Source organism: Pseudoflavonifractor sp. An176 (assembly GCF_002160435.1).
Lineage (GTDB): Bacteria > Bacillota > Clostridia > Oscillospirales > Oscillospiraceae > Enterenecus > Enterenecus faecium.
Window position 1 is genome coordinate 1 of sequence record NZ_NFKO01000003.1, and the last position, 22742, is coordinate 22742.

Below are 22742 nucleotides of genomic sequence, written 5' to 3' on the forward strand. Positions count from 1 at the left end.
GATCTACACTCATGTGGACAGCGAGGCCATGCGTCAGGCTGCCCAACTCAACCCTTTGGGAGATCGGTGCAAGAAAAAGTGAGCCTATCTCCTGCTGCTTTGGCACTTCGCACAAAGGGTATTGGGGTGGTGTATATAATTTGTCTTAAAAAAGATGGCTTGATACCTTGCAATTTGGGGCGAACGCTGTTAAAATGATGAAGTGCAAGACCAATTAATTCTACTAAGGAGTTGATTCAAATGCCACTGGTCACTACTACCGAGATGTTCAAAAAGGCATACGATGGTGGGTATGCAATTGGTGCTTTCAACGTCAACAACATGGAGATCGTTCAGGGCATCACCGAGGCCGCCAAGGAGGTTAACGCTCCCCTGATTCTTCAGGTTTCCAAGGGCGCTCGTGCTTACGCCAACCACACCTACCTGGTGAAGCTGGTTGAGGCTGCCATCATCGAGACTGGCCTGCCCATCGCTCTGCACCTGGATCACGGCGACAGCTTCGAGACCTGCAAGAGCTGCATCGACGGCGGCTTCACCTCCGTCATGATCGACGCCTCTTCCAAGCCCTTCGCTGAGAACATTGAGCTGACCAAGCGTGTTGTGGAATATGCTCATGATCACGGTGTTGTGGTCGAAGCCGAGCTGGGCGCTCTGGCTGGCGTGGAGGACGAGGTCCAGGTTTCCGCCGAGGACTCTCACTACACCCGTCCCGAGGAAGTTGAGGAGTTCGTCTCCAAGACCGGCTGCGACTCTCTGGCCATCGCCATCGGCACCAGCCACGGCGCTTACAAGTTCACCGCTGCTCAGTGCACCCGCAACGAGAAGGGCGAGCTGGTTCCCCCTCCCCTGCGCTTCGACATCCTGGACGAGGTCGTCCGTCGTCTGCCCGGCTTCCCCATCGTTCTCCACGGCTCTTCTTCCGTGCCTCAGGAGTATGTGAAGATGATCAACGAGAACGGCGGCAAGATGCCCGATGCCGTTGGTATCCCCGAGGAGCAGCTGCGTCAGGCCGCCCGCGGCGCTGTGTGTAAGATCAACATTGACTCTGACCTGCGTCTGGCCATGACCGGCACCATCCGTAAGTTCTTCGCTGAGCACCCCGACAAGTTTGACCCCCGCGAGTACCTGAAGCCCGCCCGCGCCAACATCAAGGAGCTGGTCAAGCACAAGCTGATCAACGTCCTGGGCTGCGACGGCAAGGCCTAATCAGCGCGTTTCAAACGCATCACAACATTAGGAGGATTCAAACATGTCTCAACTGAAAGGCGCATGTATCATTGGTCAGTCCGGCGGTCCTACCTCCGTGATCAATGCCAGCGCATACGGTGTCATTCGCACCGCTCTGGATAACCCCAACATTACCGCCGTGTACGGCGCTGCTCACGGCATCAAGGGCGTTCTCAACGATCGTCTGTATGACATGAGCCAGGAGGACGCTCACGAGCTGGAGCTGCTGCTGAACACTCCCTCTTCCGAGCTGGGTTCCTGCCGCTACAAGATCGCCGATCCCGATGTGGACGACACCGACTACAAGCGGATTCTGGAGATCTTCAAGAAGTACGACGTGCGTTACTTCTTCTACAACGGTGGTAACGACTCCATGGACACCTGCTCCAAGGTCAGCCGCTTCATGGCAAAGTCCGGCTATGAGTGCCGCGTCATGGGCGTGCCCAAGACCATCGACAACGATCTGTTCGGCACCGACCACTGCCCCGGCTTCGCCTCCGCTGCCAAGTACATCGCTACTTCCTGCGCTGAGGTGTACAAGGATGCTCGTGTGTACGACACCGGCATGGTCACCATCATCGAGATCATGGGCCGTCACGCTGGCTGGCTGACTGCCGCTGCCGCTCTGGCTGGCGTCGTGGGCTGCGCTCCCGACCTGATCTACGTTCCTGAGGTGGACTTCGACATGGACAAGTTCCTGGCCGACGTCACCTCCATCTACGAGAAGAACGGCAACTGCATCGTGGCTGTCTCCGAGGGCATCCACTATGCTGACGGCTCCTTCGTTTCCGAGGCTAAGACCTCCGCTACCGACGGTTTCGGTCACGCTCAGCTGGGCGGTCTGGCTGCTATGCTGGCCAACATCGTCAAGGAGCGCACCGGCGCCAAGGTCCGTGGCATCGAGCTGTCCCTGCTGCAGCGCTGCGGCGCTCACCTGGCTTCTCAGACCGACATTCAGGAGTCCTTCCTGGCTGGTAAGACCGCCGTGGAGGCTGCTGTGGCCGGCGAGACCGATAAGATGGTGGGCTTCGAGTGCTCCCGTGAGAACGGCTATGAGTGCAAGACCAAGCTGTTCAACCTCTCTGAGGTGGCCAACTTCGAGAAGAAGGTGCCCCTGGAGTGGATCAACGAGGCTGGCAACGGCATCAACCAGGGCTTCATCGACTACGCCCTGCCCCTGATCCAGGGTGAGAACACCCGCGCCACCGAGCACGGTCTGCCCCGCTTCGCCCGTCTGAAGAAGGTTCTGGCCAGCAAGTAAGAAGAGTAGACCTCTTCCCTACTTTGTGCTATGATGATGAGGAATTACAGTGATGTAATTCCTCATCATTTTTTATGTTCCGAAGGAGATGAAAAAGATGCTTCATATGGCTATTTTGGGAGCTGGCCGTATTGCCGCAACCATGGCGGAGACCATCAACCGCATGAATCAGGCGGGAAACCATGCCGTCTCCCTGTATGCTGTGGCAGCCCGGGATTTGGAACGGGCCCAGCAGTTTGCCGATACCCACGGCGTAGAGCGGGCCTACGGCAGCTATGAGGAGATGCTCCAGGACCAGCAAGTCCAGCTGGTGTATGTGGCCACCCCTCACTCTCATCATTATCAGCATGTCATGATGTGCCTGGAGCAAGGAAAGCATGTTCTGTGCGAGAAGGCCTTTGCCGCCAATGCCCAGCAGACGCGAGAGATGCTCCAGCGGGCCAAAGACAAGGGCCTGCTGCTCACCGAGGCCATCTGGACCAGATACCAGCCTATGCGGGAGATCATCTCTCAGGTGGTGAACTCCGGTGTCATTGGAGAGCCCCGAATGCTTACCGCCAACCTGGGCTATGAGATCATGGGAAAAGAGCGCATTGTGGAGCCTGCCTTGGCCGGAGGTGCCTTGCTGGATGTGGGGATTTATCCCTTGAACTTTGCCGAGATGGTGTTTGGTGCCCCGGACCAGGTCCATGCTGTGGGCGTCCTCTCGGACAAGGGAGTGGACCTCCAGGACAGCATGACCCTGACGTGGAAGGATGGAAAGATGGCAGTATTGAACGCCGGGGCCAACTGTGTCTCTGACCGGATGGGAGTCATCTACGGTACCCGTGGCTTTGCTGTGGTAGAGAATATCAACAATCCCCAGTCCATCACCGTCTATGACGCCCAGTACCAGCAAGTAGAGCATCACCCCTGCCCTGCTCAGCTCACTGGCTATGAGTATGAGGTGGTGGAGGCAGCCCGCTGTATTGAGGTGGGAGCGATGGAGTGCCCCTCCATGCCTCATCAGGATACCGTGCATATGATGGAGCTGATGGACGAGATTCGCCATCAGATGGGTGTGCACTACCCCTTTGAATAAGACAGAAAACCCCTCCGGTGTAGTTAGCACTACATCGGAGGGATTTTCATAGATTCGTTTATTTTTGAGGCTTCATGGACCAGAACACCACATTCATCAAGATGACAATGAGAAACACCACGCCAATGGCGACCCAAAATCCCATGTCAATGCCCCAAAGAGAAGTGGTTCCAAATACGTCCATCCACAGGTTTGCCCAGTTCATCATGATATTCCTCCGTTCTTATAACAATTCACCGTAGTGCCGCACATAGGCCTTTTTGAGACTGGTGGCCAAAATCATGTAGAGGAGAATGCACGGAATCAGATAGGCGAAGTAGGCGGCAGGCAGCGCCACAAACCCCAGAGCGGCTCCCAGCGGGGCAAAGGGAATGACGGTGAGCACGGTGATACCCGTCAGGGTCAGAAGGGTCAAGGGAGCGGAAGCACGGCTCTGAAGAAAGGGCAGCTTTGGGGTGCGAATCATGTGAATGACCAAGGTCTGGCTCCACATGGATTCCACAAACCAACCAGCCTGGAACAGTCCGATATACTTGGCCTGCATCAGGGCCAGTTCTGCCCCGCTGAAATGTGCGGGCAGATCGTTGAACAGCACGCCACCGGAAATAAACATGGGACAGAAGACGAAGTACATAAACAGATAAGTGGTAAAGTCGAAAATGGAACTGGTGGGCCCAATCCAGAGCATGAAGTTGCCCACGCTGGAGGCGTCCCATTTCCGGGGCTTGGCGATAAACTCCTCGTCCACATTGTCCCAGGGAATGGCGGTGCAGGACAAGTCATAGATCAGATTTAAAAAGATCAGGTGCACGCTCATCATGGGCAGGAATGGCAGCAGCGCAGAAGCTGCCAGCACCGAGAACATGTTGCCGAAGTTGGAAGAGGCGGTCATTTTGATGTACTTGATCATGTTGGCGTAGGTTTTGCGCCCCTCGATGATGCCCTGCTCCAAGACCATCAGGTCTTTTTCCAGCAGAATGATGTCAGCAGATTCCTTTGCCACATCCACGGCGGTATCAACGGAGATTCCGATGTCGGCAGACTTCATGGCCGCAGCATCGTTGATACCATCCCCCATAAAGCCCACGGTGTGGCCGTTTTGCCGGAGAATGGAGACTACACGGGCCTTTTGCTCGGGAGTCAGCTTGGCGAACACGTCGGTGGATTCGGCTGCTTTGGCCAGTTCGGCATCGCTCATCTTCTCCAAATCAGAGCCTAGGAGCATATTGCGCACTTTGATGCCCACCTGTTTGCAGATGGTGCGGGTCACTTTGTCGTTGTCCCCGGTGAGAATCTTGGTGGTCACACCGTGGTCTTTTAGCGCTTGGATGGCGTCTGCTGTGGACTCCTTGGGTGGGTCCAAAAAGGCCAGATATCCCATCAGAACCATGTCGCACTCGTCTTTGACGCCGAACGCACCCACAGGAGAAGGATTGCTCTTTTGAGCAATGGCCAGCACACGGAAGCCCTTGTCGTTGAGGCTGTCTACGGTCTGGAGAATGTGGCGACGCACCTCATCGGTCAGCGGCTGCACGCCGCCGTCATACTCTGCAAAGGTGCAGACGGAGAGCATTTCTTCTACAGCACCCTTCGTCACCATCTGGGTCTTCCCTGTCTGGTCCTGCACCACGGTGGTCAACCGACGGCGCGTGAAGTCAAAGGGAATTTCATCCACCTTCACATAGTGTTCCGACAAGTCCACCAGCCGGGGGTCCTCTGCCTCGGCTTCCTCGGTCTTGTGGATGATGGCCAGGTCCATCAAGTTCTTATAGCCGGTCTGGAAATAGCTGTTGAGATAGGCGTGGCGCAGGACACGGGTGTCGTCCTCGCCGTTGATGTTCAGGTGATATTCCAGCACCACTTGATCTTGGGTCAAAGTCCCGGTCTTATCGGTGCACAGAATATCCATGGCCCCAAAGTTTTGAATGGAGTTGAGATTTTTCACAATGGTCTGCTTCTTGCTCATGGACACCGCCCCCTTGGCCAGGCAGGTGGTGACGATCATGGGCAGCATCTCCGGGGTCAGACCCACGGCGATGGAGATACCGAACAAAAAGGCGTCCAACCAGTCTCCCTTGGTGATGCCGTTGATGAAGAATACCAGGGGGACCATAATGAGCATAAATCGGATAAGCACCCAGGAGACGGCGTTCACACCCTTGGTGAAGCTGGTCTCTACCGCCTCGCCTGCCACGGCGGAGGCCATGGAGCCAAACAGGGTGTGGTCACCTACGCAGACGGCCACAGCGGTGGCGCTGCCGGAGACCACATTGCTGCCCATGAAAGCGATGTTGGTATAATCCGTGATGCTCTCTGCGGCGTCACATACATGAGGGGTCTTTTCCACCGGCTCGCTTTCACCGGTGAGGCTGGCCTGGCTGACAAACAAATCCTTGGCCTCCAGAATACGCACATCTGCGGGAATCATATCGCCGGCGGACAGATGCACGATGTCCCCCACCACAAGATCATCCATGGGAATCTCCGCCTTTTCCTGTCCCCTGCGGGTGACGGTGCAGGTGGTGGTGATCATGGCCAGAAGCTTCTCCGCTGCGTTGCCGCTCCTGGATTCCTGTACAAACCGAAGGGTACCGGAAATCAGCACCATGGTGAGAATCATCACCACCGTCAGACAATCGAAATCCTCCGGTGTGCTGCCCAACAGGGAGAAATAGGGGAAAATCATATCGGTCAGGGTGGATACCAGGGCCAAGCAGAACAAAATGGCGGTGAAGGGATTGATGAAAGCGCCGGCCAGCCGTTTGGCCAGGGATTTCTTCTTTTCATGGGTCACTTTGTTGTTGCCGTATTGGCTGCGGTGGTGAATCACCGTCTCCTCGTCCAAGCCGCACAGGGCGGCTTGTAGGTTCATCAGGACATGTTTGTTGGAAGTGGTTGCCGCATCTTGGATGCGGCGATTTTGCTGTTTACGGGCGTTGTCTCTCTCGGCGGTGGGACGGACCGCCATGGATTTTTCTTTCAGGTGCATTGGTCTTACCTCCTTGCATAGAATCAAGGCAAAGACAGACATGTGTAGACATGGGACTCCGGGTCCCACATGCCGTGCCAAGCCTTCGCGTATGATCGTCAGAGTCCATGTCGTTCACCTCTCTTTCTCCGTAAGTATAAAAAATCGCAAGGAGAATCCCATGGTCAAAACCTTGCGATTTCCTTGCGATTTGGTCAGAATAGGCGGTTAGAGTTTGTCGTTAAACTTGTACCCAATGCCCCAAATGGTCAGGATATACTCCGGTGCATCCGGGTTAGGCTCAATCTTCTTTCTGAGTTTTCGGATAAATGCCATGATGTTGCTGTCATCCATCAGATAATCATGTTCCCATACGGCCTGATAGATCTGTTCCTTGGTGAACACCTCGCCCCGGTTGCGAGCTAGGAAATAGAGAATGTCAAACTCCTTGGGGGTCAGGGAGATCTCGGTGTCGTCCCGTCTCACCCGCCGCAGTCTCAGGTCGATGGAGAGCGCGCCGCATTGGATGGTTTCGATGGAAGGAATAACAGAGTCGGACTCTCCTATCTCCACCATCAGAGAGCTTGTCCGGCCATCCATCAAATCGGTCAGACCTTCCAGCAGTTCCTTGGCGGCAGGAGTATCTGGTGCGGAGGTGCGAAGCTTTTCCGTCAGCCACTTGGTGAGGGAGAAATCCAGAGCGATAAAACCGATGTTCTTTTTCATTCCAGACTCCTCCTTTCTCAAAGTAGTTCACGGTACTTCTTGATATAGAAGCTTTTTGCCCATGTGACCAGCAACAGGTACAGCAGGACCACCACCACCAGGAAGATGAAATAAGGGATGGGCAGCGCAGTCAATCCGATGAGGTGCCCCATGGGGGTGAAGGTCAAAATGGTGAAAAACAGAATGCCCAGAGTGGTGACCAACATCACAGGACGGGAAGGCCTGCTCTGGAGCAGCGGCACTTTTTTGGTACGGAGTAGGTGCAAAATCAAGACCTGTGTCCACATGGACTCCAAAAACCATCCCGTTTGAAATAGGGCGATAAATCGAAGCTGCTCCTCGCTCCCTGCCAGAGAAACAAAACTTCCATGGCAGACGGTGGGACAGAGTACAAAGAGCAGGAAGGCAAAGGTCACAAGATCGAAAATAGAACTGATAGGGCCAAAAAAACGCATGAAACGGCCCAGTGTGCGCCCAGACCATTCCAGCGGCTGGGCACAGGCTTCCTCATCCACGTTGTCCCACGGGAGGACCAGACACAACATATCATAGAGCAGGTTTAGCAGCAACAGCTGCACCGAGGTCATGGGGAAAAAGGGCAGGAATACGCTGGCGATCACGATGGAAAAGATGTTTCCAAAATTGGAGGAGGCCGTAATCTTGATGTATTTGGATACGTTGGAAAAGGCTTTCCGCCCCTCCTGAATGCCTGCCTCCAGCACGTTGAGGTCTTTTTTTAGAAGGATGACATCGGCGCCTTCCTTGACCGCGTCAGCAGCTGTATCCACCGAAATACCTACATCCGATTCCACAATGGCGGGCAAGTCATTCATGCCGTCCCCCAGGAATCCCACAGTATGTCCATTGGTCTGTAGGGTCTGTACAATCTGTACTTTCTGTTTGGGGGACAGCTCTGCAAAGACGGTGGTGCGTTCAATTTTGATGGGGAGCTCGTTGTCACCCAATTCCTCCAGCTCTGCTCCCGTCAAGGTCTCGGTGGCGTCAATGCCAAGCCTGCGGCATATGGAGACTGCCACACTTTTTTGATCGCCAGTCAGCACCCGAATACCCACGTGGTGGTCCTGTAATGCTTGGATGGCGGCGGCAGCGGTATGTTTGGGGGCGTCGAAAAAGGCCAGATAGCCCAGGAGAATGAGGCCTTGCTCATCTACCGTTTCCAGGCTCTCATGGCCCAAGGGCTTATAGGCGATGGCCAGGACTTTCATGCCGTCCTCCAGCATTTCGTCCACAATGGCACGGACGCTGGTAAGGCCATCTGTACCCATGACGCTGCGCTGGCCTCGATACTCCACGTGGCTGCACCGAGAACACACAGCGTCAATACTACCCTTGACCAGGAGCAACTTCTCCTCCCCCTGTTTTACCAGAATGCTGGCCAGCTTCCGGTCGTAGTCAAAGGGAAACTCGTCCAGCTTTCTGTACTCCGCTTCCAATGCTTGAAAATGGTCACCATGCCCCGGCATATTCCGACATGTGAGAATGGCATCATCCAGATGATTGCGCACTCCGGTATGGTACAGGCTGTTCAAATAGGCAAAGTCCAGCACCTGCTGGCTTTCGTTGCCCAGCACGTCCATATAATACTCCAGGGCAATGCGGTCTCCGGTCAGGGTTCCGGTTTTATCTACACAGAGCACATCCATACTGCCAAAGCCCTGCATGGCATTGATGTTTTTCACCACCGTCTGCTTTTTGCCCATGGCAGAGCTGCCTTTGGCCAGACAGGCGTTGATGACCATGGGGAGCAGTTCCGGAGTCAGACCCACGGCCACAGATAGGGCAAACAGGAATGCAGAGAGCCAGTTGCCCTTGGTGGCGCCACAGGCGATAAAAACCACGGGGACCAGAGCGACCATGAAATGAATCAGGACCCGCGCGATGGAATTGGCCCCCCGGTCAAATCGGTTGTTGCGGCTTGTCTCTGAGCTGGAGAAACCGCCGTAGACGGTATCCGGACCCACGGCTAGGACCACGCCTTCTCCAGTGCCTCCGATGACAGAGGAGCCCATAAAGGCCAGGTTGCTGTACTCTGCATAGGAGTGGGCTTTCCCCTGGGGGAGTGTTTTTGCGTGTTTCTCCAGAATGGTGCTCTCGCCCGTCAGGACGGATTGGGAGACAAAGAGGTCCTTTACATCTGTGAGACGGAGGTCTGCCGGGACCCGATCTCCTGCAACCAGGCGAACGGTATCCCCCACTACCAATTGTGTGGATGGCAACCTGACCCACTGCCCATTCCGAAGCACTAAGACGTTTGAGGCGATCATCTTGGTGAGGTGATCTGCCACACGTTTTGCCCGCAGTTCCTGAGTAAACCGTACCACCCCGCTGATGAGCAGCATACTCACAATGAGGGTCACAGTAGTAAAATTTCGGCTGAAGTTGGAGGCCAGAAACACATCGGTCACCAGGGAGATGGCCGCCAAGACAAACAGAATGATGGAAAACGGGTTGATAAAGGCACGGCGCAAACGATAGAGCACCGTGTCCGATGCCCGGCCGGACAAAATGTTTTTACCATATTGTCCGCGACTGGCCTCTACCTGCTCGTCGCTGTACCCCTGTTGGGAAATGTGAAACTCTTTGTACAGTACATCGGTTCCGGTATATGCATAATCCAGTACACGTGGGTGAATGGTTCGATCCCCTTTCACTTGCCTCACCTCCATGTGGTCTGGTCTATCATACCATAGAATGGCCAGTTGGAAATCTTGCTTTTTCCTTGTTTTGCACCGTAGCGAAAAAATAGCCTCAAGCCAAACCTGTGGCTTGAGGCTATTTTATCAATCGTTGAATGAATTAGCCGTGGACGCCGGTGAGGTCACGGAGCATGCACAGGCTGCCCTCGTCAATTTCCTTCTTCATGCCCAGGGCTTCGTTGATGTCGTAGTCCACAATGTCGTCCCCGTTCATGGCCACCACACGGCAGGTCTTGCCCTCGGCCAGGAGGCGGACAGCATGATAACCCATGTTAGTGGCTACCATACGGTCACGGGCGGTGGGAGAGCCGCCGCGCTGGACGTGACCCAACACGGTGACACGGGTGTCCAAAGCGGTGTACTCCTTGATCTGCTGGGCCACGCCGTAGCCGCCGCCGGGCACGCCCTCGGCCACGATGACCATGAAGTGGGTGCGGCCACCCAGACGGGCCTGACGGATGGGGGTGATGACGTCCCGCTGGAAGTCCACGGGCTGCTCAGGGACCAGCACCACGGTGGCACCGCAGGAAATGCCGACGGCCACGGCCAGGTGTCCGGCCCGGTGGCCCATGACCTCCACCACAGAGCAGCGCTCGTGAGACTTCATGGTGTCACGGAGACGGTCGATGCTCTCCAGAGCGGTGTTGCAGGCGGTGTCGTAGCCGATGGTGTAGGAGGAACAGGCGATATCATTGTCGATGGTACCGGGGATACCGATGACAGAGATGCCGCTCTCAGCCAGGGTCAGCAGACCACGGAAGGTACCGTCGCCGCCGATACCCACCAGGGCATCCAGGCCCAGAAGCTTACAGGTGGCCAGGGCCTTCTCACGGCCGGCAGGCTCCTTGAACTCCAGGCTGCGGGCGGAGTACAGAATGGTACCACCCCGACGGGAGATATCGCTGACGCTTTCAAAATCCAGACGGGCAAAATCGCCGTTGATAAGGCCGTGATAGCCACGACGAATGCCGATACACTCAATTCCCATGTGCAGGGACGTTCTGACAACGGCGCGGATGGCGGCATTCATGCCGGGAGCGTCTCCGCCGCTGGTAAATACGCCGATACGATGCACTGCTGTATCCATGTTCATTCCTCCCAAAATATAAAATTGATGCGTGAAATTAAACCTTGAGTTCGGTGTGAACTCCAGTCAGAGCCTGAGAATGGGCCCCCAGTACGGGGGTGATGCACTCAGCAATGAAATCCTCCACCTGCTGGGGGCAGCGGCCAATGTAGCGGGAAGGCTCCATGTGGGCCACCAGCTCCTCCCGGCTCATGCCGAAGAGGGGATCTTCTGCAATGAGGTCGATGAGGTTGTTGTTCAGGCCCAGGTCCTTCACATTGCGGCCAGCTTCCAGGGCGTGGACGCGGATGCGCTCGTGGAGCTCCTGACGGTCGCCGCCCTTCTTCACGGCGTCCATCATGATGTTCTCGCTGGCCATAAAGGGCAGCTCCTCCAGGATGTGCTTCTCAATCACCTTCTCGTGGACCACCAGGCCGGCGGACACGTTCTCGTAGATGTTGAGAATGGCGTCCACAGCCAGGAAGGCCTCGGGCACGGAGATGCGCTTGTTGGCGGAGTCGTCCAGAGTGCGCTCAAACCACTGGGTGGCAGCGGTGAAGGTGGGGTTCATTACGTCGGCCATTACATAGCGGGCCAGAGCGCAGATGCGCTCGCAGCGCATGGGGTTGCGCTTATAGGGCATGGCAGAAGAGCCGATCTGCTTGCTCTCGAAGGGCTCCTCCACCTCCTTGAGGTGGCACAGGAGACGCACGTCGGTGGCAAACTTGCTGGCGGACTGGGCGATACCGGAGAGGGTGGAGACGATGGCGGAGTCCACCTTCCGGGAGTAGGTCTGGCCGGATACGGGGACGGAGGCCTCGAAGCCCATCTCCTTGGCGATGCGGCGGTCCAGCTCCTTGCACTTCTCGTGGTCCCCTTCAAACAGCTCCAGGAAGGAGGCCTGAGTTCCGGTGGTGCCCTTGCAGCCCAGCAGCTTCAGGTTGGCGATGCGGTACTCGATCTCCTCCAGGTCCATGAGCAGCTCGTTCATCCACAGAGTGGCGCGCTTGCCCACCGTGACCAGCTGAGCGGCCTGGAAGTGGGTAAAGCCCAGGGTGGGCAGAGCCTTGTATTTCAAAGCGAACTGGGACAGGTTGGACAGCACCCGCACCAGCTTGTCGCGAATCAGCTCCAGGCCTTCCCGCATGATGATCACATCGGTGTTGTCGCCCACATAGCAGCTGGTGGCCCCCAAGTGGATAATGGGCATGGCCTTGGGGCACAGGGTGCCGAAGGTATGAATGTGAGCCATGACGTCGTGGCGCAGCTCCTTCTCCTTCTGAGCGGCCAGGTCATAGTCGATGTCGGTCAGGTGGGCCTCCATCTCCTGAATTTGCTCCTGAGTCACGGGCAGGCCCAGCTCCATCTCGGCCCGAGCCAGCGCCACCCACAGCTTGCGCCATGTGGAGAACTTCTTGTCCGGAGAGAAGATGTACTGCATCTCATCACTGGCATAGCGAGACGAGAGAGGACTTTCGTAAATAGATTTGTTCACGGTGAAAAGAACCCCCTTATTGGATATGAGCAGGGAAAAACCTTGGATTCCCCACTTCGTTCAGGAACAAAAAACGGCTATCATTTCAATGTCCCGTAATGATAGCATTATATCACAGTTCGACAACCGGAACAAGACGTCCTTAGAAAAACGTTACCATGAACTGGACAAATAAAAACGGAGTTGCCGAGAAGGCAACTCCGTTTGGATGCAACAAAGATAGAGGCTTAGCCCTCTTCACGCATCTTGGCAAAGCACTCGCTGCAGTAAACAGGGCGATCGGACTTGGGCTCAAAGGGAACCTTCGCCTCACGGCCACAAGCGGCGCAGGTGGCGGTGAAGTACTCACGGGGACCACGGGCGGCAGCCTTGCGAGCGTCGCGGCAGGCCTTGCAGCGCTGGGGCTCATTCTGGAAGCCGCGCTCAGCGTAGAACTCCTGCTCACCGGCAGTGAACACGAACTCCTGGCCACACTCTTTGCATACTAAAGTCTTGTCTTCGTACATGGAAATACCCTCTCTTTTGATGCCCAGAACCGGGAAATGCCTCTGCTGGGACTGTAATATTTGCGTCAGCTCTCGCTGAAATCGCCATAATATGGGGCAACCTTTCGTCGAATCCGTTGTACTGCGTTGTCCACAGACTTCACAGAGCGACCGACGTGGCAACTGATTTCCTGATAAGAGAGTCCTTGCAGGAACAGGGCCAAAACCTGCCGTTCAAGACAAGACAAACACTTGGTGAGCTGTTCCATCCGCTCCGTCTCTTCCTCTCTGGAGATATAGAGCTCTTCCGGACTGGAACCGCTCTCTGCCTCAATGGAGTCAAAGGGGACGCTGTCGTTCAAAGGTGTGTGTTTCCCCCGGGATGCAGAGGTAACGGCGGAACGAATGCGATTGCGAATGCAGACGTCGGCAAAGGTGCGAAAGGTAGCGTCACGACTGGGGTCAAATTCACGGATGGCTTTGATCAGTCCGAACATGGCCTCCTGAATCAAATCCTCGCTGTCGCCACCTGCCAAAAAGAAGGGGCGGGCGCAGATGCGGACCTGCCGCTGATAGCGCAGAACCAACACTTCCTCAGCCGTCAAATCGCCCTCTCTGGCCTTTGCACAAAGTGCCTCATCAGAATATTCTGTTGTCAACTCCTCAATGTCCTTCATACTGTAACCTTGTTTATTTTTATCACAAACTGGCGCGATTGTCAATGATTTTTATGCAAAATCTAAAAAGCATCTGGAAAGGTTCTGGAAAACCCGGCAATCAAAAGGAAAGTTGTTCCATTTCTCCTCGGTTGGGTGGTGTCAACCCCAGGTGTTCAAAGGCCTTATAGGTGACGCAGCGGCCCCGGGGCGTGCGGGTGAGAAAGCCCAGCTGCATCAGATAGGGCTCGTACACATCCTCCAGGGTGACGGACTCCTCGTTGATGGTGGCGGCCAAGGTGTCCAGGCCCACAGGCCCGCCGTTGTAATTTTCAATGATGCTCAACAGCATGCGGCGGTCGATCTGGTCCAGACCCAGGGCGTCAATCTCCAGCGCCTGCAAAGCCCGGTCGGCTACTCCCTGGGTGATGACGCCTCCGGCAGTGACCTGGGCGAAGTCCCGCACCCGCCGCAGCATCCGGTTGGCGATACGGGGTGTGCCCCGGCTGCGCCGGGCAATCTCCATGGCTCCGTCTGGCTCGATGAGCACATTGAGAATGCCGGCCGAACGGGTGACAATTTCACTGAGCTCTTCGGGGGTGTACAGCTCCAGACGGAGGGTGACGCCAAAGCGGTCCCGCAGAGGGGCGGACAGCTGCCCTGCCCGGGTGGTGGCGCCGATGAGGGTGAACTTAGGCAGGTCCAGGCGGATAGAGTTGGCGGAAGGGCCTTTGCCAATCATGATGTCAATGGCGTAGTCTTCCATGGCTGGGTAGAGAATTTCTTCCACCGAGCGGTTCAGCCGATGGATTTCGTCCACAAACAGAATGTCATTTTCCTGGAGGTTGGTGAGCAGAGCCGCCAAATCCCCCGGCTTTTCAATGGCGGGGCCGGAGGTGATACGGATCTGTACCCCCATCTCGTTGGCGATGATGCCGCTGAGGGTGGTTTTGCCCAGGCCCGGGGGGCCGTGGAGCAGCACGTGGTCCAGGGGCTCGCCCCGCATTTTGGCCGCCTGGATGAACACCTCCAGGTTGGCCTTGGCCTTGGATTGGCCGATGTACTGGTCCAGGGTCTGAGGCCGCAGAGAGGCCTCCCCATCGTCCGCTCGCGTCAGAGAGGTGCTGACCAGGGGCTCGAAGTCCGACCCTTCATATTCGTGGTTGGAAAAATCAATGCTCATATCTGTCACACCTCATTTAGCGGACCATGCGCTTGAGCGCCTGCTTGATGATCTCTTCCAAGGTCAGCTGGTCCACATCCAGGCCCTTCAACGCAGCGGCAATCTCCGGTTGGCTGTACCCCAGGACGGCCAGAGCCGCCGAGGCCTCGCTGGTCTTGTTTTCGGGAATGATGGTCACGCCGCCGGCAAAGGCTTCCCCGCTGCTGGTGGTGAGCTGCCCTTTGGACAGCTTGTCCTTGAGCTCCAGGATGATGCGCTGGGCGATCTTCTTTCCGATGCCAGGGGCGCAGGTCAGGGCCTTCTCGTTTTCCGAGACGATGGCCATAGCCAGTCCCTCCGGCGTATTGGAGGAGAGAATGGCCAGAGCGGCCTTGGGGCCCACACCGGACACCCCAATGAGCATCTGGAAGCTGGACAACTCGCTCTCCGTGGAAAATCCGTAGAGTTCAAAAATATCCTCCCGGACGTGGAGGTAGGTGTAGAGCTTGGCCTGTGCCCCGCGGGTCAGACCAGTCAGAGTATGGTTGGTGGTGCGGCAGGCATAGCCCACGCCGCCGCAGTCAATGACGGCCAGATAGGGGCCAATATGGGCCACCGTTCCGTTGAGATAGTAAAACATAGTTTGCTCCTTAGGTATGGTTCATAGATCGGGACAGCAGCGAGGTGCAGCTGCGGGCATGGCACAGGGCGATGGCCACCGCATCGGCGGCGTCATCCGGCTTGGGCACACTGGCCAGGTGAAGTAACTTTCGGGTCATCTCCATCACCTGCCGTTTTTCCGCCTTGCCGTATCCCACCACGGCCTGCTTGACCTGGGAGGGGTTATACTCCACCACAGGCAGACCACATTTCTCTGCAGTCATTAAAATCACCCCTCTGGCCTGGGCCACGCCGATGCCAGTGGTGACGTTTTGGTTGAAGAACAGCTCCTCAATCGCCAAAACCTCCGGGTGAAACTGCCCAATCAGCTCCTCCAGGTCTGTGGCAATCTGCCACAGTCGGGCGGGCAGACGCACCCCTGCCGGGGTGTTGATGGCCCCGCAGGCCACCAGCTGTTGTCTGCCAGGCTGGGAGTCGATGAGGCCGAATCCCACAATGGCATAGCCTGGGTCAATCCCCAATATCCGCACTCGATTCTCCCTCCCCTGCCCTGGAAATTTACTCGAACTATTGTATCATAATTTGCCACCAGCCGCAAGGGAAAGGGCGTACCGGGTACCATGGAGTTTTCAGCCCAAGGGAAGCAGAGAGAGCAACTTTTGGCACAACCCCGGGAGAAGGAATGGGAGTAAATGCCCTTGCAGGAAGTAGGAAAGACCAAACAGGGCCCCACAGCAGACCAGCGCAGACCATGGAGGCAGGAGTTTGGCCGAGGACTCCTGGGGGATACATTTGCGCAGGGCGTTGGTAAACGACCATTTTGCCACATACAGGGTGAGAGGCAGCACCAGGATGGCGGAGACCCCGAAGAATAGAGCGCCCCATCCTAGACCAGAGAGGCCGAACATGGCCACAAAGCTGGAGCAGGCATAGCTGAGGAGAAAGCACCGGATGAGGAGTACGCATGGTACCCCCACTACGCCGGGAGGACCAAAGCTCAGCAGCACCAATAGCAAGGGCCAGCAGAGAATGTCCCAGACGGTGGACCAAAAGGAGACGGGAGGAACTGTTCCCTGGGCCACCGACTGAAAATAGCTGGTCAATTGGTCGGAGAACTGGGGATGACGGCCCCCAAGCGCAGCAAAAATGCTGCCCAGCAGTACCCCCACTAGGCAGAATATGCATAGAAAGAAGAGCGGGCCTCTCTCCCGCCGTTTCCCCTGTCCCCGGGATGTTCGTGGCGAATATAGCCGCTTGGGATGCGTCATCGTTTCATCACCTCTTGCTAACCTATGCATCCCAGGGGAAACTATGCAAAAGAGAATCGCCGCCCCCTGTACGAAAAGGGGCGGCGATTGAGATAGCCTGAAAAGGAATTAGACCATACCGGCACGGTGGGCCTTCATGGCGATGGCGCACTCCAGACGCTTGCGCTGCATGTCGCAGCCAAACCGATTGGGAATCATCATGTCCCCGTTGACCTCCAGATTAGAGGCGGAGCAGCCGCCGCTGCAATAGAAGCGGGCCCAGCAGTCCTTACAGTCAGGGCGGGTGTAGATGTTCAGCCCGGCAAACTTCCGGGAGATGTCCATGTCAAAGGTGTTGTCATACACGTTGCCCAGCTTGTACTCTTCCTTGCCCACAAACTGGTGGCAGGGATAGATGTCGCCATCGGGGGTGATGGCCACATACTCACAGCCAGCGCCACAACCGCGCATGCGCTTGATGACACAGGGGCCCTGGGTGAGGTCCACGTTGAAGTGGAAGAAGTTAATGTCCTCCCGGTCCAGCAGCTCCCGGGCCAGGTTCTCGTACTCCTCCAGGATGCCGGGCAGGTCCTCCTCCTTGAAGGTATAGTCATACTTGGCATCGCCCACCACAGGCTCCACAGACACGTTGCGGAAGCCCTGGTCAGCGATGTGGATGACGTCCTGGGCGAAGTCCCGGTTGTGACGGGTGAAGGTACCACGCAAGTAGTAGTCCTTGTCACCGCGCCCAGCCACCAGCTTCTGGAACTTGGGGAGAATCACATCGTAGCTGCCCTTACCGTTGACGGTGGGGCGCATATTGTCGTTGACCTCGGGACGGCCATCCAGAGAGAGCACAGCGTTGGACATGTTCTCGTTGATGTAGTCGATGGTTTCATCGTCCAGCAGAATGCCATTGGTGGTGATGGTGAACCGGAAGTTCTTGTTGTGCTCCTTCTCCAGGGAACGGGCGTAGTCCACGGTGGCCTTGACGGTGTCCATGGCCATGAGGGGCTCGCCGCCGAAGAAGTCCACTTCGATGTTGTGGCGCTTGCCGGAGCGGGCGATGACAAAGTCAATGGCCTTCTTGGCAGTCTCCACATTCATGGTCATGCGGTGACCGGTACCGAAGTCGCCGGTGGAGGCAAAGCAGTACTTGCAGCGCAGGTTGCAGTCGTGGGAGACGTGGAGACACAGGGCCTTGACGGGGGCGTCCTTCTGCATGAGCACAGCGGCCTCAGGGTCGATGTAGGTATCGTCCGTGAAGAGAAGCCCCTGCTGCTGCAGCTGGTAGAGATCGTCCCAGGCGCAGTTGAGAGACTCGCGGTCGTACTGGGGCAACTTGGCGGCCACCTCGTCCGGGCAGTGCTCTGCCATGGGGCCGTCCAGCAGGGACAGCAGGTCGTAAGCGGTCTGGTCCAGCACATGCACGGCACCGCTGTTCACATCCACCGCGATATTCGCATCCAAACAGTGAAAAGTATGTACCATAATAACTAGTTCTCCTTCAAACACACAGAAAAAGGGTGGGACAAGGCCCACCCTTTCCGGTGTCTAATCAATGATTAGTGATTGTTCTCACACTTCTGATTGGCGACAGTGCAGGAAGTCTTGCAAGCGGACTGGCAAGAGGTCTGGCACTCGCCGCAGCCACCGTGAGCAGCGCTCTGCTTCAGAGTAGCACCGTTGAGAGTCTTGACGTGAGTCATGGATATCCCTCCATTCAGCTTATTTAATGGCATTGTACCACAGTTTTCACAGCATTTCAATATGCAGTTTTTGCGGGTGGCTGTCAACCTGGGTGAGGATGGCATAGGATGATGTGGCATGTGATGCTAAAATGTTTGAGGAGGCTATTCTTTTGAATATGAACGAACCCACCAACCGCCCCTGCGGTGACGGGATGGGGACACTCCCATCCTGCGCGCCCTTGGCGGTCCCCTATGTTCCGTTTCAGCAGAACGGGAGCCAGACCTATTCCCAGCAGGACGCTCTGGCCAACGGCACCCTGTTTCCCGGCCTGAATCTGCCCTTCCAGATCAACACGGTGGCGGCCACTCCGGCCCAGACTGGGGCCTTGGAGCTCCAGGCCTTGAGTTTTGTCCTCACCGAGCTGGGCCTGTATCTGGACACCCATCCCCAGGACAAAGAGGCGTTCGACCTCTTCCGGGAGTATGCCAAGCTGGCCAAGGAGGGCCGACGCCGTTACGAGGCCATGTATGGGCCACTCACCCAGCAGGCGGCGGCCAATCAGGACCAGTACACCTGGCTCAATGATCCCTGGCCCTGGGAGTATCGTCAGGAAGGAGGAATGCGCTGATGTTTGTCTATGAGAAAAAGCTACAGTACCCCGTGCGTATCAAGAATACCAATCCCAAGCTGGCTGCCCTGATTATCAGTCAATACGGCGGCCCAGACGGCGAACTGGGTGCTTCCCTGCGCTATCTCAGCCAGCGGTATTCCATGCCATGGCCAGAGCTGAAAGGGCTACTCACCGATATCGGTACAGAAGGGTCAAAATGATACCATGCAAGGTGCAGGTTCACACAGCCAGCCGAGGCAATAAAAAAGACACCACCGACCTTTGTCGATGGTGTCTTTTTTATTGGTCGGAGTGTAATTATAGGACTTGGAAAAATCCAGTCATATCAATGGTTTGCAAGTAACAAGTAAGAGGTTCTTATTAATTAATCGCTACCCACTTATTGAGGGTAGCGATTTTAGTAAGTCAAGTATAATGAGTAATTTGTGTCTCTAGCTTTCGAATAAGATGTTGTAGCTGTTTTTGAAATGAAGTTTCCTCATAGCTACGGTCTACTAATGAAATTAGGAATGCTCTGTATCCACACATGTATTGTATAAACTGAAAAACTGTATTAAAAGGGTATTCAGTTAAATCCCGATGTCGAAGAGGCAGTTTATTTATTTCTTGAAGAAACCTTTCGCTTCCAAACTCTTCAATGAGATTACGATTCTTTTTTGCAAAAGAAACAACATGCCTAATATCTGAAAGTCGACTTCTTGATAGACAAATACCCTTATTAGAAATTATATATCCGTTGAGGACTAACTCGTTTTCCCCATATTTGATTTTTGAATAATTTAACTTTAAATTTTGAGAAGATAAAATGTATTTAATCTTCTTTAAAAACCAATTTTTACTTTTAAAATTAAATCCCTCGCTAGAAAAAAGCAGATCATCGGCATACCGTGTATATCTTATATCAAAGACTTGACAATATTTCGTTATTCTTTGATCAATTCTGGCCATCACTAAATTGGATATGGCTGGAGAAGTACAAGCACCTTGCGGAAGGCAGTCATTTAATGTAGTTATATCACATATTAATTTTAATAGCTTCTCTTTTTCTTCATTCGAATTGCATGCCAACAACCTTGATAGCTCATTTTTTATTTGTTTTTCTGTTATTGATGGAAAGAATGAAGAAATATCTATTCTTAAAAAGAATTTTGAGCCAATATGTTCAGCCAAGAAGGAATGATAGCTTTCACCTTGCCGAAATCCTTTTACACAAACAGGCAAATCCTGCTTCTCAAGAAAGTTTTTAAGCAGTTTGTGCTGCAGATTCCACATGCTCGTATCTCTACCAAGATAATTTATTACTCTCGATCCGCCTTTTTTCGGGATTTCAAATTCCCCATATTCTTCTTTCGTCACACCTTGAGAAACTTTTGAATAAGAGGTTTCCCAAATGGCATTACAAAAAGATTCTATTGTATACATGGAATCCTCCCAAGCAAAAAGAAACAGTAAGTAGCGCACAAGTACTTTCCTATTAAATCGCGAAGCGCGTGCTATGAGCTGCACATGGATAATGAACACACGGCATGGCGGCGGGGGTAGAGCCAAATAGTGACCTCAGTTCCTTGGATCTTCAGTTTGCTACACTGACATCAAGGCCTTGATTACTCAAGTATTGCTACTTGTACGCTACTTTACTGCTTATTCATCAATCATACCACATAATCTTTCGATAAGCGAGTATAGTTCCAAAAAATTATTTTGAAATGAACGCAACAGGTTTTTCCTGTTATCCTCATTTTCTAAATATCGACGAAAGCTTTTTTCAGAAAAAGTCCCCTCTATTTCAACTACTGACTGGAAAAATTCATCTAAATATTTAGATACCCAGCCCGAGGCCTTTCCGCCGATTGTCACTTTTTCAAGTGTAAGCCTAGTGTTAGGATCTAAGGCGTTAAAGGCATCTTTCCTTGATCTGAGGAGATCGCTTTTTCCGTTAAACAGCATGCGCAAGAGATTTAACTGATCAACTTTTTGGAGTTGTTCCCAATATGCATGAAACTTTTCAAAATCGCATTTTTTGGTATGGCTCTTTAAAAAATCTGATGCAAAATCAGTGGTATTAGGATTGATCAATGCCCCCTCTATTGTGGTGCTAAGGCAAAAAATGTTATAAGACAAAAGATATTGTTGCAATGCGGCAACAAATTCATAATAATTTCTATCATTACAACTTAAAAAGGGCAAATAGTAGTGTATATGCAATTTGCTTTGCATAGCGTTTATTCGTTTTCGTTGCAAATAAAGGTATGGTTCAGATTCATGTTTGTTTCGATAACGAAAACGCTCTTTTTTGTTTTCTGGAAAATACTCCGATCTCAGGACGAATCTTTTTTTGCCTTTATCAAATGACATGGCTTTATCAATATCAATTAGGCACAGATATGGTGTCTGGCTATTTGATAGCTTAGGGCTCATAATATTTAAGATGGGCTTTTCACTTACAGCTTTAAATACATCAACTTTCTTTAGCTTAGGAAACAGAATTCTAAGATAGGGATTGGAAAAAAGCTCTAATTCAGTTTCTCCCTCTACAAAAAGGTTTACCCTTGAAAAATAGGCATTAATGTGATCATCAGCAACCCGATACTTTGATGTAGGACTGTACTGAGGAAATTTTTTCATTTGATGGATGGAAGAATATTTGTTAATTAGCTTTACATTATACAAGGAAATCGTGTCGGATGCTGTGATAAGATTTTTGGTTAAGCGTGATGAATGCGTTGACACCAGTACATTTAACCTAGAGTTTACATCTGTTATAGCCTCAGCTAACTCATCCAAGTAATTAGTATGTAAGCTAATTTCAGGTTCGTCAAATAGTATTATGGGTTCCTTCATTTTGACACGAGATAAGGCATCTATGGACTTTAACAAGAGTTCAATATATTTCACGGAATTTGTACCGGTAGAATAGTAGTCTAAGTGCCTGCCGCGCTGACGAATGCTGTTTCCTGAAAAAAACACTTTAGTTAAGTTAGTCGCATACTCTTTTGCCATAGCAGGTTTGACACTGACATTTGCTGCTTCAAAAATGCCTGTTATTACCTTTAGCTTTTGCGATGTTTCATGAGCGGGATCAAGCAATACATCGCTAATTTTTGCAGAAATATTTTTTCTTTCTGTATTTGATACCTTTGCCAACTCACCTAAAATATCCCATATATATCCCCATTGCGTTACATCTAAATTTCTAGTGTCAATATAAAAAATAGGAAAAAGGCTTTTGAATATTAACCTTTCTTCATAGGTGCAGTTCCATCGTATTGAGCGTCCTTTTACTTGCGATAGTTCAACACGAAGTTTTTTGTTTGATACTTTCGATGCCATGGATATTATTGCTTTGTAATATCCGCTATATCGGCTCTTTTCTGCTGGTTCTTCTTCTCCGAAATCTGGTATTTCTTCGGTATTCGATTTTGAAATTTTAACAAATTCAGAAAGATCATAAGTAAGAGAAATCCGCACCTCATTACTATAATGATTGTTTTCATCGAAAATTTCTGTGCTAATATTTGAACCTGTGAGATTATAATAAAAATAACTTATAGCATCGAGAAGATTGGTTTTCCCTGTTCCATTTTCTCCGATTAGCACATTCAAGTCAGATAATGTGATATCACAGTATTTAATAGATTTGAAATTCTTTATTGTTAATCGTGTAAGAGGCACTTTTTTCCCCCCTTAATTTAATTGAATTTATTGTA

The 22742-nt window shown here is 53.1% G+C and carries 20 protein-coding genes and 1 pseudogene; 5 read left to right on the top strand and 16 right to left on the bottom strand.

All coding sequences use genetic code 11. From position 1 onward, the window contains the following. Nucleotides 1-240: 240 nt before the first annotated feature. The 3 genes from fba (at nucleotide 241) to B5F12_RS02565 (ending at nucleotide 3569) form a co-directional block, all read left to right on the top strand. The gene (fba, locus tag B5F12_RS02555) at nucleotides 241-1206 is read left to right on the top strand and encodes a class II fructose-1,6-bisphosphate aldolase (protein WP_087229829.1); all 966 of its coding nucleotides are present in this window, start codon (nucleotides 241-243) and stop codon (nucleotides 1204-1206) included. A 43-nt stretch (nucleotides 1207-1249) separates the two neighbouring features. Beyond that, a complete protein-coding gene (locus B5F12_RS02560; RefSeq protein ID WP_087229832.1) occupies nucleotides 1250-2488 on the top strand; it encodes a 6-phosphofructokinase in 1239 nt (412 codons plus the stop codon). A gap of 97 nt (nucleotides 2489-2585) precedes the next feature. Next, the gene (locus B5F12_RS02565; protein ID WP_242954869.1) at nucleotides 2586-3569 is read left to right on the top strand and encodes a Gfo/Idh/MocA family oxidoreductase; all 984 of its coding nucleotides are present in this window, start codon (nucleotides 2586-2588) and stop codon (nucleotides 3567-3569) included. A gap of 58 nt (nucleotides 3570-3627) precedes the next feature. On the opposite strand, the gene B5F12_RS11965 is transcribed toward B5F12_RS02565, so the two are convergent. The 14 genes from B5F12_RS11965 to scfA all read right to left on the bottom strand — a co-directional run bounded on the left by B5F12_RS11965 (nucleotide 3628) and on the right by scfA (nucleotide 18421). Beyond that, nucleotides 3628-3777, bottom strand: a complete 150-nt coding sequence (locus B5F12_RS11965) for a hypothetical protein (protein WP_087229838.1) — start codon at nucleotides 3775-3777, stop codon at nucleotides 3628-3630. A 15-nt stretch (nucleotides 3778-3792) separates the two neighbouring features. Next, a complete protein-coding gene (gene mgtA, locus B5F12_RS02575) occupies nucleotides 3793-6558 on the bottom strand; it encodes a magnesium-translocating P-type ATPase (protein WP_087229841.1) in 2766 nt (921 codons plus the stop codon). A 207-nt stretch (nucleotides 6559-6765) separates the two neighbouring features. Then, the gene (locus tag B5F12_RS02580; RefSeq protein WP_087229844.1) at nucleotides 6766-7263 is read right to left on the bottom strand and encodes a helix-turn-helix domain-containing protein; all 498 of its coding nucleotides are present in this window, start codon (nucleotides 7261-7263) and stop codon (nucleotides 6766-6768) included. Between the two features lie 17 nt (nucleotides 7264-7280). Continuing rightward, nucleotides 7281-9935, bottom strand: a complete 2655-nt coding sequence (mgtA, locus tag B5F12_RS02585) for a magnesium-translocating P-type ATPase (protein ID WP_343286306.1) — start codon at nucleotides 9933-9935, stop codon at nucleotides 7281-7283. A gap of 145 nt (nucleotides 9936-10080) precedes the next feature. After that, on the bottom strand, nucleotides 10081-11067 hold the full coding sequence (gene pfkA / locus B5F12_RS02590; protein ID WP_087229850.1) for a 6-phosphofructokinase: 987 nt from the start codon (nucleotides 11065-11067) through the stop codon (nucleotides 10081-10083). Between the two features lie 37 nt (nucleotides 11068-11104). Continuing rightward, nucleotides 11105-12541: an adenylosuccinate lyase gene (gene purB / locus B5F12_RS02595; RefSeq protein ID WP_087229853.1), complete on the bottom strand. Its 1437-nt coding sequence runs from the start codon at nucleotides 12539-12541 to the stop codon at nucleotides 11105-11107. Nucleotides 12542-12768: 227 nt separating this feature from the next. Then, nucleotides 12769-13047 (bottom strand): zinc-ribbon domain containing protein, encoded by a 279-nt coding sequence (locus B5F12_RS02600; protein WP_087229856.1) that lies wholly within the window; start codon nucleotides 13045-13047, stop codon nucleotides 12769-12771. A gap of 65 nt (nucleotides 13048-13112) precedes the next feature. Next, nucleotides 13113-13703: a sigma-70 family RNA polymerase sigma factor gene (locus B5F12_RS02605; protein ID WP_087229859.1), complete on the bottom strand. Its 591-nt coding sequence runs from the start codon at nucleotides 13701-13703 to the stop codon at nucleotides 13113-13115. A 100-nt stretch (nucleotides 13704-13803) separates the two neighbouring features. Next, a complete protein-coding gene (ruvB, locus tag B5F12_RS02610; protein WP_087229862.1) occupies nucleotides 13804-14865 on the bottom strand; it encodes a Holliday junction branch migration DNA helicase RuvB in 1062 nt (353 codons plus the stop codon). 16 nt (nucleotides 14866-14881) lie between these two features. Continuing rightward, on the bottom strand, nucleotides 14882-15484 hold the full coding sequence (gene ruvA / locus B5F12_RS02615; RefSeq protein WP_087229865.1) for a Holliday junction branch migration protein RuvA: 603 nt from the start codon (nucleotides 15482-15484) through the stop codon (nucleotides 14882-14884). Nucleotides 15485-15494: 10 nt separating this feature from the next. Next, the gene (ruvC, locus tag B5F12_RS02620) at nucleotides 15495-15995 is read right to left on the bottom strand and encodes a crossover junction endodeoxyribonuclease RuvC (RefSeq protein WP_087229868.1); all 501 of its coding nucleotides are present in this window, start codon (nucleotides 15993-15995) and stop codon (nucleotides 15495-15497) included. Nucleotides 15996-16094: 99 nt separating this feature from the next. Continuing rightward, nucleotides 16095-16634, bottom strand: a complete 540-nt coding sequence (locus B5F12_RS02625; RefSeq protein ID WP_143482311.1) for a hypothetical protein — start codon at nucleotides 16632-16634, stop codon at nucleotides 16095-16097. Nucleotides 16635-16841: 207 nt separating this feature from the next. Then, entirely contained in the window at nucleotides 16842-18203 is a 1362-nt protein-coding gene (scfB, locus tag B5F12_RS02630) for a thioether cross-link-forming SCIFF peptide maturase (RefSeq protein WP_087229874.1), read from the bottom strand. Nucleotides 18204-18277: 74 nt separating this feature from the next. After that, on the bottom strand, nucleotides 18278-18421 hold the full coding sequence (gene scfA / locus B5F12_RS02635; RefSeq protein ID WP_087229878.1) for a six-cysteine ranthipeptide SCIFF: 144 nt from the start codon (nucleotides 18419-18421) through the stop codon (nucleotides 18278-18280). 158 nt (nucleotides 18422-18579) lie between these two features. On the opposite strand from scfA, the gene B5F12_RS02640 reads away from it, so the two are divergent. Beyond that, nucleotides 18580-19032, top strand: a complete 453-nt coding sequence (locus tag B5F12_RS02640; protein ID WP_087230319.1) for a spore coat protein CotJB — start codon at nucleotides 18580-18582, stop codon at nucleotides 19030-19032. Next, nucleotides 19032-19223: pseudogene (locus B5F12_RS02645) on the top strand (manganese catalase family protein); the annotation flags it as partial. The gene B5F12_RS02640 and the pseudogene B5F12_RS02645, both read left to right, overlap by 1 nt. A gap of 217 nt (nucleotides 19224-19440) precedes the next feature. On the opposite strand, the gene B5F12_RS02650 reads toward B5F12_RS02645, so the two are convergent. Continuing rightward, entirely contained in the window at nucleotides 19441-20496 is a 1056-nt protein-coding gene (locus B5F12_RS02650) for a reverse transcriptase family protein (RefSeq protein ID WP_087229884.1), read from the bottom strand. A gap of 180 nt (nucleotides 20497-20676) precedes the next feature. Further along, a complete protein-coding gene (locus B5F12_RS02655) occupies nucleotides 20677-22707 on the bottom strand; it encodes a retron Eco8 family effector endonuclease (RefSeq protein WP_087229887.1) in 2031 nt (676 codons plus the stop codon). Nucleotides 22708-22742: the final 35 nt, after the last annotated feature.

Excerpts from the sequence above, each read along its gene's own strand:
- scfA (WP_087229878.1), bottom strand. The coding sequence starts at position 18,421 with ATGACTCACGTCAAGACTCTCAACGGTGCTACTCTGAAGCAGAGCGCT.
- fba (WP_087229829.1), top strand. The coding sequence starts at position 241 with ATGCCACTGGTCACTACTACCGAGATGTTCAAAAAGGCATACGATGGT.
- mgtA (WP_087229841.1), bottom strand. The coding sequence starts at position 6,558 with ATGCACCTGAAAGAAAAATCCATGGCGGTCCGTCCCACCGCCGAGAGA.
- pfkA (WP_087229850.1), bottom strand. The coding sequence starts at position 11,067 with ATGGATACAGCAGTGCATCGTATCGGCGTATTTACCAGCGGCGGAGAC.
- B5F12_RS02580 (WP_087229844.1), bottom strand. The coding sequence starts at position 7,263 with ATGAAAAAGAACATCGGTTTTATCGCTCTGGATTTCTCCCTCACCAAG.
- ruvB (WP_087229862.1), bottom strand. The coding sequence starts at position 14,865 with ATGAGCATTGATTTTTCCAACCACGAATATGAAGGGTCGGACTTCGAG.
- B5F12_RS02640 (WP_087230319.1), top strand. The coding sequence starts at position 18,580 with ATGAACGAACCCACCAACCGCCCCTGCGGTGACGGGATGGGGACACTC.
- B5F12_RS02560 (WP_087229832.1), top strand. The coding sequence starts at position 1,250 with ATGTCTCAACTGAAAGGCGCATGTATCATTGGTCAGTCCGGCGGTCCT.
- B5F12_RS02600 (WP_087229856.1), bottom strand. The coding sequence starts at position 13,047 with ATGTACGAAGACAAGACTTTAGTATGCAAAGAGTGTGGCCAGGAGTTC.
- scfB (WP_087229874.1), bottom strand. The coding sequence starts at position 18,203 with ATGGTACATACTTTTCACTGTTTGGATGCGAATATCGCGGTGGATGTG.
- ruvA (WP_087229865.1), bottom strand. The coding sequence starts at position 15,484 with ATGTTTTACTATCTCAACGGAACGGTGGCCCATATTGGCCCCTATCTG.
- B5F12_RS02565 (WP_242954869.1), top strand. The coding sequence starts at position 2,586 with ATGCTTCATATGGCTATTTTGGGAGCTGGCCGTATTGCCGCAACCATG.
- B5F12_RS02605 (WP_087229859.1), bottom strand. The coding sequence starts at position 13,703 with ATGAAGGACATTGAGGAGTTGACAACAGAATATTCTGATGAGGCACTT.
- B5F12_RS11965 (WP_087229838.1), bottom strand. The coding sequence starts at position 3,777 with ATGATGAACTGGGCAAACCTGTGGATGGACGTATTTGGAACCACTTCT.